This window comes from Streptomyces alanosinicus (assembly GCF_014650595.1).
In the GTDB taxonomy this organism is placed as follows: domain Bacteria; phylum Actinomycetota; class Actinomycetes; order Streptomycetales; family Streptomycetaceae; genus Streptomyces; species Streptomyces alanosinicus.
Window position 1 is genome coordinate 1 of record NZ_BMVG01000026.1, and the last position, 16,406, is coordinate 16,406.

Annotated in this window: 11 protein-coding genes and 1 pseudogene; 10 read left to right on the top strand and 2 right to left on the bottom strand. The window is 67.5% G+C overall.

Features of this window, described 5'->3' with window-relative positions; genetic code table 11:
• Positions 1–1,901 precede the first annotated feature (1,901 nt).
• From IE277_RS33655 to IE277_RS33670, 4 genes are all read left to right on the top strand, one after another.
• On the top strand, positions 1,902–2,900 hold the full coding sequence (locus IE277_RS33655; RefSeq protein WP_189957526.1) for a ParA family protein: 999 nt from the start codon (positions 1,902–1,904) through the stop codon (positions 2,898–2,900).
• A 568-nt stretch (positions 2,901–3,468) separates the two neighbouring features.
• Entirely contained in the window at positions 3,469–4,122 is a 654-nt protein-coding gene (locus IE277_RS33660; protein WP_189957527.1) for a hypothetical protein, read from the top strand.
• Positions 4,123–4,574: 452 nt separating this feature from the next.
• Positions 4,575–5,312, top strand: a complete 738-nt coding sequence (locus tag IE277_RS33665) for a hypothetical protein (protein WP_229882153.1) — start codon at positions 4,575–4,577, stop codon at positions 5,310–5,312.
• 1,352 nt (positions 5,313–6,664) lie between these two features.
• Positions 6,665–8,341 carry a hypothetical protein gene (locus IE277_RS33670; protein ID WP_189957595.1) on the top strand — a complete coding sequence of 559 codons (1,677 nt, stop codon included), beginning with the start codon at positions 6,665–6,667 and terminating at the stop codon, positions 8,339–8,341.
• A 311-nt stretch (positions 8,342–8,652) separates the two neighbouring features.
• Here IE277_RS33670 and IE277_RS33675 read toward each other — a convergent pair whose 3' ends face one another.
• Both IE277_RS33675 and IE277_RS33680 read right to left on the bottom strand, forming a co-directional pair.
• Positions 8,653–9,036 carry a hypothetical protein gene (locus tag IE277_RS33675; protein WP_189957529.1) on the bottom strand — a complete coding sequence of 128 codons (384 nt, stop codon included), beginning with the start codon at positions 9,034–9,036 and terminating at the stop codon, positions 8,653–8,655.
• A 747-nt stretch (positions 9,037–9,783) separates the two neighbouring features.
• A pseudogene (locus IE277_RS33680) lies at positions 9,784–10,008 on the bottom strand (ABC transporter ATP-binding protein); the annotation flags it as partial.
• Positions 10,009–10,155: 147 nt separating this feature from the next.
• Here IE277_RS33680 and IE277_RS33685 point away from each other — a divergent pair.
• The 6 genes from IE277_RS33685 to IE277_RS33710 all read left to right on the top strand — a co-directional run bounded on the left by IE277_RS33685 (position 10,156) and on the right by IE277_RS33710 (position 16,405).
• The gene (locus IE277_RS33685) at positions 10,156–10,497 is read left to right on the top strand and encodes a hypothetical protein (protein ID WP_189957530.1); all 342 of its coding nucleotides are present in this window, start codon (positions 10,156–10,158) and stop codon (positions 10,495–10,497) included.
• 435 nt (positions 10,498–10,932) lie between these two features.
• Positions 10,933–12,054: a helix-turn-helix domain-containing protein gene (locus IE277_RS33690; protein ID WP_189957531.1), complete on the top strand. Its 1,122-nt coding sequence runs from the start codon at positions 10,933–10,935 to the stop codon at positions 12,052–12,054.
• Positions 12,055–12,139: 85 nt separating this feature from the next.
• Positions 12,140–13,381 carry a helix-turn-helix domain-containing protein gene (locus IE277_RS33695; protein WP_189957532.1) on the top strand — a complete coding sequence of 414 codons (1,242 nt, stop codon included), beginning with the start codon at positions 12,140–12,142 and terminating at the stop codon, positions 13,379–13,381.
• Between the two features lie 267 nt (positions 13,382–13,648).
• Positions 13,649–14,074, top strand: a complete 426-nt coding sequence (locus IE277_RS33700; protein WP_189957533.1) for an ATP-binding protein — start codon at positions 13,649–13,651, stop codon at positions 14,072–14,074.
• A gap of 85 nt (positions 14,075–14,159) precedes the next feature.
• Positions 14,160–15,224 carry a radical SAM protein gene (locus IE277_RS33705; protein ID WP_189957534.1) on the top strand — a complete coding sequence of 355 codons (1,065 nt, stop codon included), beginning with the start codon at positions 14,160–14,162 and terminating at the stop codon, positions 15,222–15,224.
• Entirely contained in the window at positions 15,224–16,405 is a 1,182-nt protein-coding gene (locus IE277_RS33710; protein ID WP_189957535.1) for an enolase C-terminal domain-like protein, read from the top strand. The genes IE277_RS33705 and IE277_RS33710 overlap by 1 nt, the downstream gene beginning before the upstream one ends.
• The last annotated feature ends 1 nt before the right edge of the window (position 16,406 follow it).

Below are 16,406 nucleotides of genomic sequence, written 5' to 3' on the forward strand. Positions count from 1 at the left end.
GAGACGACGACCGAACCGGACCAGACCATTTGAGACGTGGACCAGATCGACCGAGACGGGACAAGTCGGCACTCAGCCCGTTCGGCCCTGACCTCCGAGATCTGTCTCAACGAACCAAGTCCCCTCGTCTCACCCAATCCAGTCCACGCAGGTCAGCGCAGAGGTGGACGACTAACCTCGTTGAGAACGGACAGCCGGCAGCAAGAGGCCTGCGCTCCTGGAGGTGTCTTGGGAGTGCGGGCTCGGCGATGGCCGCGCTGCGCTGCGCGGGCGGAACGGAGTCAGCATCGGCGTCGACGGTCCGGGATGGGCCGCCCAGGTCACTTGGCCTGGTCGAGAGGCGACAGAGCGGCAGGGTCGGGCTTCTTCCGACCGTATGCACGCCGTCGCGAACACACCGGCTCGCCGGCCTCCGCGCCGGCGCTCAAACTGCGCACCCCGCGAAAACGTGCGACCTGTCTGAGGCATGTCAGCGAATCAAGGGAGGGAGGCAGTGGCGAGACCACCTGCTCTTCTTGAGTCGGCGGCGAGGAGCGCGTCCGTAAGGGCTCTTTGTCCAGCAGCGCGGACGGCCTCTGCATCGGCACGTGCAGCGTGCTCTCAAGGGTGGAACAGCGTGAACGGCTCAGCCGGTGTGCAGGTTTACGTCCTGTCCAGATCACCTGCCGAGGTGCATATCCCAGCGACCACCTGACTGGTGAGGTGTGTCCGGCTTGATGGATGGCACTTGCAGGCAACCACGCAATCCATACCTACCTCGAGGCACGGCCCGTAGAGGCCTTCGAGGGCTGTTGCACTTGTCGGATGCTGATCCTGCAATCGGAGCGGACAGGCGCATTCCTGTCCAGCAGTTCGAACTGCTGATTCCTAGTGATCCGATTCCTTGGTCTCGAATGATGCAGACGCCTGTCATGCCACATAGACATTGCAGGAGTTTACTCTGCGCACACGTGAGTTGATCCTGATGCTGCTCTTCAACGATGCACCGAGAGGTCTCCCTGTCTCAGCCATACCCTATGTACCTGATTGCTTGCTGAATGATGTTCCGATAGAGACTTAGTTGCTGAGATAGAACCTCATGCGAATCTTGATGAGTACGATCAGGCAGGTGCTGCTTTCAGCTTCCGATCTGAAGTACTCCCTCCCGGACATTCTTCCGCACAGTACTTACTGCCATGACCTCTATAGTCTTCGACATCTGCCTACATTCAGCGCAATGCACCCTTTCGCACACCGCACCACCCGCCAAGTCATCTTTGTAGGTATGCCGGTAGCTACACATGTAGGCGTGTAGAGATGTATGTAGGCAGACTCGAATCTCTGTAGGTATCAACCTTCGTAGCTATGCACTGACTCTCTTTCGGGCTCTCACGCCTCACGAACTCTCGTCGTCCACGCCTGCGCAGCGTCTCTATCGCTTCCTTCGCGACCTGACTTCAGGCGGACAGTGCTTTCTCCTTCCTCCAGCGCTCAAGCCGTCTGACCGCCACGACGCTCACTCGCCGCCTCCACACCCTCGCCACCCCGCCGTTCCACGTTCTCGCGCCTGCCGACTTGGGGACGGCTTCTCTCGCAGCATCACCGATATGCCCCTTTGGCTACCGTCCTGCGTGCTGCCTCACGCCAACCCAAGGGCATCGACACGCCAGTTGCTTCCGCGGAGCACCAACATTGCTCGCCTGTTCCTGTTATGGTCACTCATGTCGCGTCGTGACACGGGTGAAAGGCGCCCAGCACACGAGACGCGCCGCCAATGTCCGATATCACCAGTAGAGCGCCCTCGTGATGCAGCAACTCGCAAGCACAGCCACACAGATACTTCCCGCCTTCGTGACGCGACGCGACAGCCGCTTGGATGTCTCCCGCAGCCACCTTCTCCTTCCGCTCTGGAGGCTTTCGAGATGACCACAGCCCCTGCGAGCGCCCTCGACGCCGCCGCTGACGACGCAACGCTCCCCGCCCCTCTGGTGATCGCCATCGCAACCCAGAAGGGTGGCGTCGGCAAGACAACGACCACTGTCAACCTGGGCGCACGACTTGCCCTGGCTGGGTACAACGTCCTGATCGTCGACCTCGAACCGCAGGCCCAGGCCGGTACCGCACTGGGCATCACCCTTGGCGGGCTTCCCGATCCCGCCGAGAACGAGGCCGAACTCCAGCGGTCTCTCGGCTTCATCCTGCAGATGGCACTCCAGAAGTTCCCGCGCCCTCACCTCAAGCAGGCGATGTTCGATCGCACCGAGGAAGTACTGGAAGGCTTCGAAGGCAACGGAGCGCTCTGTGTCCTCGCCTCCGAGGAGGCCTCCATGTCCGCGGCGCAGAACGCATTCGTGACGAAGCCCTACAAGGAGACCGCTACCCTTCGGCACATCCTCCTCCAGGAGGCCCGGGGCTTTCACTTCGTGCTCATCGATACGCCGCCGGCCGTCTCGCATCTCAACGCCGTGGCACTCGCGGCGGCCGACTACGTCGTCACCGTCTGCATTCCGGAGTATCAGTCCATCAAGGGCGCTCTGGTCCTCAGTGCGGCCACGCACGCGGTCGAGACGAACACCGGTGGGGAATGCAAGCCTCAGCTCCTGGGCGCCCTGCTCAACCGGTCCAATCCGGAGTCCGCGTGGACCACACAGGACATCGACATCCGCAACGCGATGATCGGTGACGGCATCAACGCGGAGCCTGGGCGGGGGCTCTTCCCGTTCGTCACGGATGTGCGACGCGACGTACGCATCTCCGAGTCGTACATCTACGGGCGGCCGGCCGTGGTCCGGTTCCCGAACCATTCGTGTGGCAAGCAGTACACGGGGGTCGTTGAGGAGATCCTGGACCGCATCGAGCTGCCACGCCAGAAGTGGACGATCGCCGACCCGGTGCTCATGGAGGAGAACGCCGATGCCTGAGGAAGCCGAGACCTCCGAGGCAGACAAGAGGCCCAAGAAGAAGACAGCCAAGCGGGCCGCGCTTCGGCCTCGCCCAGGGCTGCTCGACAATCCGGCCCTCTCGGGCGCGGCAAGCGTCGCGGCTCGATCGGTGCTCGGACAAGGTGCTGGCGCTCCGCCTGCCGCGGCTCCGCCGACTCCGACTGCTCAGCCGACTCCGCCTCAGGCAGTGCCGGCCCCCAGCACCCCGCCGGATACGCCTGCCTCGGTCGTGATCGAAGAGCCCAGTGCGCCGCTCTCCCAGGCAACGGCTCCGGCTGCAGTGGACGAACCGCATCCCGGCGTGGGCACCGGGCCTGCCTCTGCTGGGAGAGGGCAGGCCAGTCGGCTCGCTCCTGCAGCAGAATCGGACCCCGCTGTCGGCGCTCGTGCGGGCCTTTCCAAGAACGGTTCAACGCGGACGGCCTCTGACGGTGTGCACGACGATGGACCGATCGCCGACTTGGCCCTCCGCCCTGTTCAGACGCCTCGTCCGGACCCCGGCACACCCAGCACACCGGTTGCAGAGCCGTCCGGCCCGGTCGAGCGGATGTCCTCGAACGCCGCCGGCGTCGGGCATTCCCCCGCTCCGCGGCCGGATGCCCGTACCGGCAGTGGCGGTGGTGCACCGGGGGAGGGGACCTTCTCGCCAATCTCGCCGTCACAGCCGACAGTTGAGGAGTCTCCTGCCGGTCAGGCAACAGCCTCGGGCTCGCGCCGCAGGCGATCTGGGGGATCACGCCAGAGTTCCAAGGCAGGGCCCGCGCACGAGGCGCTGCTCGGCTCGTGGCGCAGCAGCAGGCTGGATCTCCAGCTCCGGCGCCAGGAGTGGCAGACCCATCCGTTCCGCTTCGCGCCCGATCTGGTGGCGCAGCTCAGCAAGCGGGTGGCGCAGGACTGTTCTTCATCGGGGAAGACGCTGACCGCTGCGCAGTACGTTGATGCGGCCATGGGCCTGTACCTGCCGCGAACGATAGAGGAGCAGCTGAATCTCGCGGAGGAGTTCCTGCTCTCCCGTGAGACGGACGTGGGCACCGGCAAGCAGGCCAGCCATCGCGTCAGCCCCGAGGTTTTTGCCCTCGCAGCACCCCTCGCCAACGACCTGCGCGAAGCAGGGCACGCGCGCATCGCCGTCCACGTGTACTCCGGTGCACTTGACAGGTTCCTACGGGATCTTGAGGCAGAAGGGCCGCTCTCTAAGTAGAGGGACGCGTCCGTACAGTTCCGCCGAAGCGCCGACCGCAGCTCTGTGGTCGGCGCTTCGGCGTTCGGGCCGGCGCACTCCGCGGCTGGTCAGCCACCACATCCTGCTCCAGTAGGCATGTTCATAGGTTGCTCAGTAGCTGCACTGATAGCCAGGTAGGCATGTTTAAAGGGATGTCAGTAGGTACCTCTGTAGGCATCTTGGCTATGTCCTCTGTTTGCATTGTTCGCTGCTTTCGAGTGCCTCATCCATGACGCGACGCGACACCGAAATAGGTAGACCAAAGTGGACAACCGGGACTGAAGTCCAGGCGGGCCTGGGAAATTGACGGCGTGTCCGTGTCGCGTCGCGACACGAAAAGGGGTCACGATGCGGTACGGTGATCCACAGGTTTAAGGACACACACTGGAGACGCCTTGTCCGCCTACGTGCAGCCGGCCGTCCTCGCGAACATGGCCAACCTCAACCGCTCCTGGGTGACCAAAGCCGCCCAGCTCGGCCTCGTCAACCCGAGCGCGCTCGACGGCGAAGACCTCATTGTCGTACGTGTGTTTGCATTCGTGGACCAGCTCGTCTGGCCTGGCAGGAAGCGGTCGAGGAGCGAGGCCCGGGCCATGGAGCCATGGCAGTCACTCGCCGTCAACGCGGCACGGGAAGCTGCACGCGACAACGCCACCAAGCTGAACTCGATCCTGTGGATCACTCCCGAGGGAGTCGAGGTCACCAACGAGATCGGCACCCACATCGCCTTCGTCCTCGAACACCAAGGATCCAACTTCGTCGCCGTCCCAATCGGCGAATGGGTTTCCGAACTCCCCCCGAACTTGGAAACGATCTTCCATTGGCCCCGCAAGCTCGCGGACACCACGATCACCGTCCACGACACCGCAATCGACGTCCTGGCGTTCAGCACCATTTCCCAGCAGGTCACCGTGTTCGCCACGTCCACCAAGCCGCTCGACGACACCTCGTACGGCAAGGTGAGGCAGCACGCGGCATCCGAACATCCCGGCTCAGCCGTCCGCATCATCGAACGCCGTGCCAACGGGGCCCCGTCACCGTGGTTCGAACTCTGCGACCTTCCCGACGGTGGCCTCGCACGACGTCCACTCGACTACACGAGCCTTCTCAACGAGTACGGACCCCAACTCAAGCACCTCGGACGTCGCCCGGACCGGGAGACAACATGATGCGTCGACCAGTCCGTCGCCAAGTCAGCAGTCCGCGTGCAAACGCCGGCCTTCATCGTGCGCTTCCCCTGCGCGAGGACGGTGCACGAAAGCACACCCCGCAGGAGCTCAAGTAGCAGGACGGCCCGGGATCTGCGGTCCCGGGCCACTGCTGTTCTCAAGGAGGTGAGGACAACCCGATAACTGAATCTCGTCGCACGCCCGGCTGTTCTGCTACGCGCTAGCCGCCCGGGTGGCGATGAGGGACGCCCTGCACTTCCTCGACCGGAGCACATCATAGCTACCCACACGAGGGCTAGCTCAGGCATGCCTCAAACAGGCAGGAGCCCACAGCCCAATACGACCGAATATGCACCATTTTCACCACAAGTGCCTTTCAGGACTTCGCGTCTCAATCCCCACGGATACTCGCTGAGCCTGAGACGCGCAATCCAGACACGATGGCGCACCGCCGTCCGGGCTCTCCCCTCCGACCCACGATCGGCAAGTTGCCCGCCCACGCAAACCCGTGCGGCCCTCGTGCTGGCGACGAAGGCGAACCACCCCACCCTGCGCGCCCCCAACACAGCCCGGAAGTTGCACCGGTCGCTAAGGGGCACGGAATCGAGCGTCGATCACTACGTACATCCCGCCCTGATCGCAACGAAGGCAATCAGCACTCAAGTCGTCACGGCGCCGCACAGCCGCGCACAAGGTGTCTCTCACCGAGCCAAAGCACTGCGGGAGGCACATGTCTCGCACGGATCTCCCCTGGCCCTGGCACGCCAAGAGTTCGCCGTTCCGCTCGGCCTGTTGGAAGCCCTCTTCGCCCCCGCCTGGGCGAACAGCGAAACCCCCGCAGGCTTGCCCGTGAAACATCGAAACCGGGGCGTTGCCACGGATCAGCAGGCCCTGCTGCTCCTGGCGCCGCACGCGCGGAATCACAGAACAGTGCCTTTGATCGGCGGGAGAGTTCAAGGCGGACGCGGCCGGTGCACTGCGACACTCGCGCGGCCTCTGGCATGCCCAGTGCCAAAAGCGAGCAAGGTGACCCGGCTGCGGCGGTGGACGGTCGCCGAGACACTACCTGTTCAAGCGATTCGGCGGGGGAGAGGTGTCACAACCAGCTGTTTCGACTTCCCCCTTCCATACGTGATCTCCAATCTCTCTGCACTCGTCCATGCCGCTCCTGACCAGGCTGTGGCGGACTCTGTCACGTACGCGTTCGTCCAGCTGCGACAACTCGCCCGGACCTCTCAGCTTCGTGGCCTGGTGCCGTTTGACGGGGTAGGCCGGTGAACGCCACGGCGGCGACGGGTGCTTCGCCATCGGAGATCGTCAGGCCTGCGCGGCGGCAGCGTGTTCGGGTGCCCATGCGTCTGGTCGCGTCACTGTGCTACGAGGATGTCGCGTTGTCCGTGTACGTAAAGGTAAAAGGGCTCGGTCTGCGGCCGGAGGGGTGCCAGGCCAAGTCGGTGACGATCGCCTCGTACCTGGGGATGTCGGTGGCGTCGGTGGAGCGCGGGATGACGCAATTGCGCCGTCCCGCACCTGACGGCGTCGTGGAGCTGATCTCGACCCGCCGGACGCAGCCAGGCGGACGGGGGCTCTCGGCACTGCGGTCTGTGCGGACGATGCCCCGGTCGGAGGCGTTCGTGTGGGTGCCGGTGGCAGCCGCGGAGGACCTAACCCCCCGCCAGCTTCGGGCATACGCACTGATCGCGCACGCCCAGCAGCGGAGGATCGCGCTGACGGAGGCCGAGCTGGCGGACGGCTTGCGGCACCACACAGGGAAGAAGGCCGGCATGCCGCTGTCGGTGACGGCAGCCTCGGCGGTGGTGAACGAGGTGGAAGCGGCTGGCTGGCTCACCGTGCAGCGGCGTGCCGGGGCTCGGGGACGCAACCTCTACATCACGCATGACCTCGCCCCGGAGGCCCGTCCGAAGGCCGGCGGGACGGTATCTTCCGGGGATGCCGAGGCTGCCGTGGACGGTGAGGGAGAGTTGGCTAGTTCCCAAGTTGACGAGGGGTCAGGTGCTCTGGATCGTGAGGGATCCCTCGCGTATAAGGAATCACCTAGGACTGACTCACCGGAATACACACGCGCCCCCATCTCACCCGCCGCAGGCGAGCTACCGGAAGATAAGGCCGCCGGGCCTGTAGAAGACCCGGCTCCTGGTGATGCACAACACCCAGTCGACGAAGGTGATCTCGCGCTTCACGCGGGTGGAAAACCCCAGCCCCTCCCCTCGAAGCCCGACACCCGCAGCAGCAGCGCGCGCAGGTCACTGAGTGCGCCATACAACGGCCCGCAGCTGACCATAAGCTCGCAGATCTATTCCGTGCTGGAGCCTGTTCATGTGCTGCTGAAGCAGGTGCACAACGACTTCGTCGTGCGGAAGATCGCCCGGGAAGTGGGCCGCCAGATGCGCGAGGGCGCGATGCCCGAGCAGCTCCAGCATCGGCTCACCGCCCGGTTCGCCAGGGTCATGCTCTCCGACATCCGTGACCCAGGCCGGTGGCTTCTCGGAGTGGCACTCCCTCGCTGGGGCTGCGGTCATCACGACTGCGAGGCCGGGATCCTCTGGTCGACGGGCAAGAACTGCGAGATTTGTGCCGAGATCGTCCAGGACAAGGCCGCAGCCCAACAGCGTGCCCAGCACCTCGCCAAAGGACTGTGTCCCGAACACGGCACCACGCCAGGGCCCACCGGGCGGTGTGTCGACTGCCTGCCTGAAGACATGATCCGCCAGCCCAGCCCGGTCACGGTTCGACGTACCCCGGAAGGCCCGCCGCGCAGCCGCTGCAGCGACTGCGGCGCCCGGATCATGCTCGTCGGTCGCGCGCTCGAGGACGAGCTGTGCAAGCTGTGCCGTGAAGAGTCCGCCGCGCCGGCCGAGGGCAGAACGCCTCTTGTTCCCGCTGTCTCGACGGAAAACGTGACGTGCTCGGGCCTCGACGGCGGCCTCCCATGCAGCCGCCAGGCATTGCCGACGCGCAGCGTGTGTGCCCGCCACCGCGTCCAGGAACTCGCCGGGACGGTGGCCTGATGAACACAAACCCGAACTCAGCTGATTTGACCTTGCCCAGGTCACTGCGGGAACCGCGAGTTCGTAGAATCCTGGACGCCGATGGGCCAGAACCCGTACGAGACCGAGCTTGGAGGACAAGTTCGGCAGGTAGCCCCGAGTTGGGCGATCATCTCAGCCGCCATGAAGCTGAACGGAATCGACCCACGCGACAGCGCCAGGCCCTCGGCAGTCACTCCGAAGATCGTCTGCCCCCACTTCGTGCGATCCGGCGGCAGCATGTACTGGATTCATGCCAGCTCGTCCTTGATCGGGTCGAAGGCGGGGTCCGATCACACCTCCGGCGCTCTCGGCAGATTGCCCGCCGGCACGCCCCAGTCGACTTCGATCGTCAGGCGGTTCTCCGGGTTCAGGGAGAACTTACCGCCGACCAGGACGTCACCCCAGGCGAGTTCGACGCGGGAGCAGATCGCTTCTACACGCCGCTCGGTGTCGTCATACAGCAGCTCGATCAGCCAGTCCTCGTTCGTACCGCGGGACGCCTCCACCAGAAGCTGCTCCTGCAATCCGACGAGCAGCTTCTGTCCGAGCCGCGGCACCATGCCCTCAATCGCGGTCTGCCACGCCTCATGGGACGCGAACGGAACACTGGCATCGGACCCGCGGCACATGGCGACGTTGACGTACCGGCCGTCGTCCTTGACCCGCCACGTCACCCCGTCCTGCTCCAGCGTTGGGATGATCCCGCCTTCCCTGGTGAGCAGGTGGTCCTTCTATGAGGGGATGGCGCGGGTGAACGTGGTGAGGTCGCGGGCGGCGACGTTCTTGATCAGGCCCTGAATGGTCATCGCTGGCCGCCTCTCACACGTACCGGATCTGGGGAACGGTCACCGACGGAGTGACCTTGGTGATGTCGATGCCGCCGGGAAAATTGGCGGCGACGACCACGCCGTGCCACAGCAGCGCGGCGGGGGCCTTCGTCGCGGTCGGCGCGACAGCACCTCGGCGAACACGAAGCCGACGAGCGCCTGGCGGCCATCGGTCGCCGCCGGGTCGAAAGCGCCGTAAAGACGGCTGGTGGTGATCTTGCTGACGGCACGCCGGACAGGTCCCGGCTGTAAGACAGGCCAGTGTCGGCCGACGCAGCGATGTGCATGCCAGCGGTCAGCTTCGAGACGTCGAGCGTGATTGCCCCCTGATACGGGTGACCTCCGCATGTACGGAGCGAACACGATCAGGGTGGCCTTCTTCCCTTGGCCGGGCGGGTTACCTCCGCGTGCGCAGAGCGGACCCGCTCGGGCTTGGGCGGGGCGGCCGGGGGAGTGGGCCACCTCCGCGTGCGCGGAGCGGACCGCGGCGAGGGGGAGCGGGCTGTGAGCGACGACGTCCGCTCCGCACACACGGAGGTTGGCCGCTCACCGCGGCGGCCCTGGTCGCCGCCGACGAGTCCGCTCCGCGCATGCGGAGGCCATCCGTTCCTGCGCCACCCTCATCGCACCCCAGCCGCGCGGCGCCGCGATCAGGATCAGCATCGGCAGGACTTCCGGGTGGAGGATGGTGAGCACGCCAGCCGTGGAGATCAGGGAGATGGTGCCGTTCAGCGCGGCCACGCAGGCACTGATCATGCGGCGGGCGGATCCGGCGCCGTACTGGGCGACGTCGATGAGCCGCCGGAACTCCGGGTCCTTTCCGTGCCTGGAGGACATCGCCGTACCGTTCGAAAGTGATGGCCCTGGTGTAGCCGCCGATCTCGAGTGGCAGAACCTCCGCGTGTGCGGAGCGGACCAGCGAATGCTTCCCGCCCGGCACAATACCGACGAGCCACCTCCGTCAATGTGTGCGCCGAAGCCGAGGTCTCGCGCGCTTCCTACTACCGCTCGCCGGTGGCGCAGGCGGTGAAGGAGATTCTGGAGGCGCCACAGACTCGGCGCCCGGAACTGGAGGAACTGCGGGCGGAGGTATCCCGGCTGAAGAAGGCGGAGCGCGAGCTTCGCCGAGAACATGCCTCCGAGGTCCGCGAGCTGAAGGACACCCTGGCCCTCTACGCCAACCAGATCCAGGTCCTGACCTTGCGCAATGCCGAGCTGGGAACCCAGAACGCCCGCCTCCTCGAACGGCTGCGGCAGTCCGGGGACAACGTCGCGGTCCTTCCGGCCCCGAGCGTTCCTTCGCCCTGACCGTGGCGTGCCGTGACGCGGTAGTTGGAACCGCGGGGGATAGACGACCTGCGTCTCTTCGGGTGACGGGCCATCGAGGTTGGAACCGACGGGACATTCTTGTTGGCACCGGCGGCGGTTTTGCCACGCATGTTGGCACCGGTCGCGGACCGCCCACCAGGGTCTGACCTGGCGAGGACGCAACTGAGTGGGATCGCCCTCCCCACAGAGCCGACGATGGTCCCAGTCCTCGTGGCCAGGTTCCAACTACCATGTCACGGCTCACGTTGGGATCTACCTGCCAGTTCGCGCGGCCTTCAGCGGTGTGACTAATGTGTCGTGCGCCAGGCATATGCGGCCTGCTACGGGGGACTCGACCTTCCCCTGAACGGGATGCATGGACCTTTGTCCTGGCGGAACACGGTCCGGGCGAGTGGGTATGCGAGCAATCTGGTGATGCGCGAGCTGGACGAGACGGCCGCGGGCGGCCCGATTGGGGTACGCCTGGCCGTCTGGCGCCGACGCCGGGAACTGACCCGGGATGACCTTGCCTCCCGCACCGGCCTGGAGCTCGATTACCTCGCCGGGCTGGAGACGGGCCGGGAGTGGGTGGACCGCCGCGGCCGGCTGGCGGCGCTGGCTGCCGCCTTGCGGCTGGATGTCGCGGACCTGACCGGTCAGCCTTACCCGCCGTGCGGGGAGGAGCACGCGGCTGTGCGGGCGGTTGCCTTCCACCTGCGGCGCAGCCTGGTCCGCCGACAACCGGATAGGGCCCCCGGCGTGCTGCTGGAGGAGCTGGCGGAACGAACCCGGGCCGCCGCACGGGCCGATGCCGGGGGCGATGAGCACCACCTCGCGCTCGCGCTGCCGGAGTTGATCGAGGCGGCCGACCGCGCGCTGGCCGCCGCTACGGGGCCTGGGCGGGAAGAGGCGGTGCGGCTGCGCGTGGACGCGCATGTGCTGGCCGTAGGGCTGCTTCGGCGTCTGGGCTACAGAGATCTTGCGTGGATGCTGCTACACCGTGCCCGGCCGGGCACGCGCGAACCGCTGCCGGTGCTGGTCGAGGAGGTGCGGCTGCTGATCGACCTCGGCCTGCCGGAGTACGCGCTGGCCCGTGCCGAACGCGCCGAGGACGTCGGAGCCGACTGGGAAGTACCGGCGCTGGCCGCCGTCGCCCAGGCCATGGCTGGACGCCGCCCTGAGGCCGAAGACCTCCTTGCCACGGCCGTCGAACGGGCCACCGGCGCAGGGGAGTCGGCCCTGGTGATCGCAGCCCGCGCAGCCGTCGCCGCCGAGGTGGGCGACGCGGCTGAGGCCGCCGACCACGTACGCGCGGCGGATCATGCCGCACTCGACGGCGCCCACCGCTCCAGGCTTCTGGTGGTCGCCGCGGCGGCCGAGGCCCGTCAGGACCGTGCCGACGCGGCTGCCGCCCGGCTGGTCGAGGCCGACGCGGCGGCACCGCTTCGGCTGCGGCTGGACCCCTTCGCCCGGGACCTGGTCGCCGCGCTCACCGACCGCACCACCGTTCACACCGCGGCGGTGCGGGATCTGGCCGAGCGGGCCGGGCTGTGGTGATGCCGCCCGTCTGGCGGGAAAGACCCCTGTGGGCGGCAGGCTCGCCCTACGCTACGGCTGAGGCACGGGAGTTGAGGCGGGGGCGATGAACGAAGAGCAGGCCGTCAGGATCGGCGAGCGTCTGCGGTCGGCCCGCCGCCAGCGCGGGATGAGTCTGCGCAACCTCGCGGGTCTGGCCGGGGTGTCGGTCGGCTATCTGTCGATGGTGGAGAACGGCCAGCGGTTGCTGGACCGCTCCAGCCTCATCACCGCCTTTGCCGAGGCGTTGCAGATCGCCCCGTCCGAGCTGACCGGCCAGCCTTTCGCCCCGGTGGACCCACACACCAGCGCGGCTCACGAGGCGATCCCCGCCCTGCGGCTGACGCTCATGGGCCTGACCATGGCCACCCCGCCGGACCGCCGCCCGCCTCAGGTTCCGGAGGCAGTGCTGACCGAACGGGTGGCGAAGGCCAACCGGCTCTACCACGCGGCCGAATACGGCACCCTCGCCGCCGGGCTGCCGACACTGCTGGCCGACCTGCACGCAGCCGCCGAGGCCGCCGACGGCGCCGCCCGCCACGAGCTGCTGAAACTGCTGGCGGACGCCTACCATCCGGCCTGCACCCTGTTGCTGAAGAACCTCGGCTACACCGACTTGGCTTACATTGCGGTGACCCGTGCCGCCGAGGCGATCGCGGAGCTGGACGACCCGGTCTACTCCGCCCTGTCCGGCTTCTTCCACACCCATGTGCTGATGGCGGCCGGCAGCCCCACCCAAGCCCTGGCGCAGGCCACCACCGCCGCCAATACCCTCGAAGCGCACCTGACGAGCCCTGACGCCCATGCACTGCTCGGCGAACTCCACTTGATCTCGGCCACCTCGCTGACCCAGGACAGGCAGCGGCCCGGCAACACCCGCGCCGAGGAGGTCCGCGGCCATCTTGCGGAGGCCGCCAAGCTGGCCGGCCGCACCGGCGAGACGCGGGCTTGGCACCTGAACTTCGGCCCCACCAACGTCGCCATCCACAAGGTGAGCCTGAACACCGACCTCGGTCTGCACGGAGTGGCCGTCACCGCCGGGAACGGGGTCCATCCCGAGACGCTGGCGGAGGCTCCGGGACGGCAGGCCGCCTTCCACGCCGACCTGGGCCGGTCGCTGGCCCATCTGCGAGGCCGGGAGGCCCAGGCGGTCGCTGCCCTGCTGACCGCCGAGGAGATCGCACCGCAGCGCATCCACGCCAACGCACCGGTGAGGAACACCGTCGAGTTCCTCACCGACCGGCAGCTGTCCACCCACGCCGCGCGGGACCTGCGCGGTCTGGCCCACCGCATCGGCCTGCCGCTCTGACCGGCAACGTCTCCCTGCCCCGGCTTAGCACATAGGCCCGTTACGTGGCTGGACGTTCGCCGGTACGTGACTTCTGTGCAGGCGCCGTACGCGGTTGAGCACGTTGGTCTGTACGCAACTCCCCGCACCCGAGCAGGCATTCACCGAACGACCCTGATCCGGGCTCGGGGACACGGGTTCACCGTCGTGAACACCTCTGCGTGCTGGGGCTCTTACCTTCGGTCACGGTCCGGGCGGCTGCCGCTCGGAGAGAGGGTGAGTCCCGCGATGTCCAGCACTGTGATGCGCCACGACTTCCAGGTGATCTCCGAGGCCGAGTACGTCCCGCTGGCCCGCCGCGAGACGGCCAAGGTCCTTGCCGACTGGGGCATGTCCAAGGAGGTCGTGGGCACCGCCTGCCTGATCATCAGTGAGCTGGTGACGAACGTGGTGCGGCACGCGGCCGTGCTCTCGCCCACCGCCACGGTCACCCTCGCTGTCGAGGAGCAGGCCGCGCTGGTGCTGGCCGTCGCGGATGCCCACCCGCTCAAGCCGAAGCCGCTGCCCGCCGCCCACGACCTCGGTGGCCGCGGCCTGTTCCTGGTCGACGCCCTGGTGAACGAAGTCCACGGCAGAGCCGAGGTCCTCCCGGAGACCGCCACGGGCGGCAAGCGGATCGTCATCCGTCTTCCCCTGGCTCCCGTTGCCGCCTGATCCACCCCTCACGGCACCCGCGTCAGACGGCGGCTACAGCGCCGTCGACGACCGGCACCTCCCACCACGAGAAAGAGGACAGCTGATGCTCGAATCGGTCCGCCACCTTGACCAGGTGGCCCGCCAGTGGAACATCAACCCCGAGGACGTGCTGCTGATCGCGCTGAACGCCTTCGGCGCCAGGTCCCCGCTGGCCAAGCCGCGCATGCGCTTTCGGCTGCGGCTGGACTCCCGCCCCGACACCCCGCTGTTCCTGATCCTCTCCCTGGGCCGTGAGGACTCCCCGTTCGAGCTGGACGAGTACGAGCTGCGGCTGAACGGCGAGAAGGTCGGCGAGGTCGACGGCATCGAGGACGACGACGCGGTGCTGGGCTACTGGCGCAACGGCACGAAGATGCTCACCCTCAACTCCAACGCCCGCAGCCAGTGCACCGGCTGCGTGTTCTGCCCCAACACCCTCGAAGACGCCTCCGACCCGAAGATCACGGCCCTGGACCTGCCCGGCTACCTCGGCGCTCTCGCGGCGAACTCCGGCATGGAGGACCTGTCGGGAGTGGAGACGGTGACGGTCTGCACCGGCTGCTTCCTCTACGAGCACCTCGCCCTGGAACACCTCGCCGAGGTCCGCGCGGCGATGGGTGCGAACGGCTGCGGCGGCACCCTGCACTTCCTGTCCTCGGTGCTGAGCAGCGACGAGGGCATGGACGCCGCCGCCGGCCTGGGCCCGTTCCATCTGACGCTGACCGCCGAGTGCTTCACCGAGCGGCGGCAGATCCTCAAGGAGTCCAAGGCCAAGCTCACCCCCGCCGAGATGACCGCCGCTCTGGGCCGGGCGAAGCAGCGCGGCATCACCACCGACTTCACCTACATCGTCGGACTGGACCCGATCGAGGACGCGATCGAGCACCTGAAGGACTTCGTGCCGGTCACCACCACCTTCCCCCGGTTCCAGACCTACCAGGCCCACAACGCGTTCATGGACGTCTACCGCACGCCGGGCTCGGACACGATCGAGTGGCACCTGACCATGCGCCGGCATCTGGAGGAGCTGTTCGCCCCCGCGGGCTTGCGTCCGCAGTGGTGGCAGAACTACCGCAGTCCGTGGTGCTTCACCTTCGCCGGGGAGGAACTGACGGGGGCGAAGATCTGATGACGGCCCTCACGGTTCGCGCACCCGCCCAAGCCGGGGTGGCCACGAAGACCGTGGTCCGCGCCGTCCGCGCCTGGCAGCTGCCCCCGCAGCCCGCCGGGCTGCCGTCCGAACTGCCCGAGCCGGTTGCCGCTGCGGCAGGTGAGCCGCCGGCGGGCCCGGCCTGGGCCGAGCACCGCACCCGGTTCGCCATCGAGCTGGTCGGCGATGGAGTCTCCGGCTGGCATGCCCCGGTCGCCGAGACGGTCGCGCAGATCATCGTCGACGATCTGGCCGCCGGGCTGATCGGGCACGATGCCGCCGCACCCCGCCGCCTGGCTTACCGCAAGAAGACCGGGCGGCACCGCAACGGTGCACACGCCCGGCAGGCCGCCTCCGCGGTCGAACTGGCCTGCTGGGACCTGGCCTCCCGTGCCACCGGGCTGAGCGTGACCGGCCTGCTGGGCGGCACCATCCGGCCCAAGGTCCCCGCCTACGCCTCGGCACTCGGCCTCGACCCGGCCCACCCGTCGGCCCCGGAGGCGGCGGCCTGGATCACCGCGGCGGGGTTCTGGGGGCAGAAGTGGCCGCTGCCCAAACCGCTGATCCTCGCCGGACCGAGGGCCGTCGCGAAGACGCTCGGGCGGTTACGGGACGCGGCGGGCGAGGGCCGGTTCATGGTCGACGCCCTGGGCCGCTGCCGCCTGGACGAGGCGATGCAGTTACTGCCCGTCCTGGCCGATCTTCAGGTGACCTTCGCCGAGGAACTCCTGCCGCCCGGCTCCTTCGGCTGGCACCGGCTGCGGGCGGCCGGAACCGGAGTTCCCCTGGCGGCGGGCGAACACGCCGTCGACGAGTCCGAGCAGACCCGGCTGCTGACCGGCAAGGCGGTGGATGTGTGGCAGGTCGATCCGGGCTGGTCGGGCGGGCTGGCCCGCTCGCTTCACACCACCGAGCTCGCCGCGGACCTGGGCATGGCGACCTTCCCGCACGGCGACCGGCTGCCCGCCGCCCTCGCTCTGGCCGGCGCCTGCTGCCGCGACAAGATCCCGGCCGTCGAGTGGCACCTGACCCTGGAGCCGCTGCGGCAGCAGATCTACCCCACCCCCGTCCACGTCGAGGACGGGATGCTGCCCGTCCGCACCGTCCCGGCGCTCGCCGAGGCCCCGACACTGCCTGAGAAGCGGCGGTGCTGGAGGTGAC

What these genes read in the sequence shown, in the direction of transcription:
- IE277_RS33710 (WP_189957535.1), top strand. Translation starts at nt 15,224, where the DNA reads ATGACGGCCCTCACGGTTCGCGCACCCGCCCAAGCCGGGGTGGCCACG.
- IE277_RS33660 (WP_189957527.1), top strand. Translation starts at nt 3,469, where the DNA reads ATGTCCTCGAACGCCGCCGGCGTCGGGCATTCCCCCGCTCCGCGGCCG.
- IE277_RS33705 (WP_189957534.1), top strand. Translation starts at nt 14,160, where the DNA reads ATGCTCGAATCGGTCCGCCACCTTGACCAGGTGGCCCGCCAGTGGAAC.
- IE277_RS33700 (WP_189957533.1), top strand. Translation starts at nt 13,649, where the DNA reads ATGTCCAGCACTGTGATGCGCCACGACTTCCAGGTGATCTCCGAGGCC.
- IE277_RS33670 (WP_189957595.1), top strand. Translation starts at nt 6,665, where the DNA reads ATGCGTCTGGTCGCGTCACTGTGCTACGAGGATGTCGCGTTGTCCGTG.
- IE277_RS33655 (WP_189957526.1), top strand. Translation starts at nt 1,902, where the DNA reads ATGACCACAGCCCCTGCGAGCGCCCTCGACGCCGCCGCTGACGACGCA.
- IE277_RS33695 (WP_189957532.1), top strand. Translation starts at nt 12,140, where the DNA reads ATGAACGAAGAGCAGGCCGTCAGGATCGGCGAGCGTCTGCGGTCGGCC.
- IE277_RS33665 (WP_229882153.1), top strand. Translation starts at nt 4,575, where the DNA reads ATGGCCAACCTCAACCGCTCCTGGGTGACCAAAGCCGCCCAGCTCGGC.
- IE277_RS33690 (WP_189957531.1), top strand. Translation starts at nt 10,933, where the DNA reads ATGCGCGAGCTGGACGAGACGGCCGCGGGCGGCCCGATTGGGGTACGC.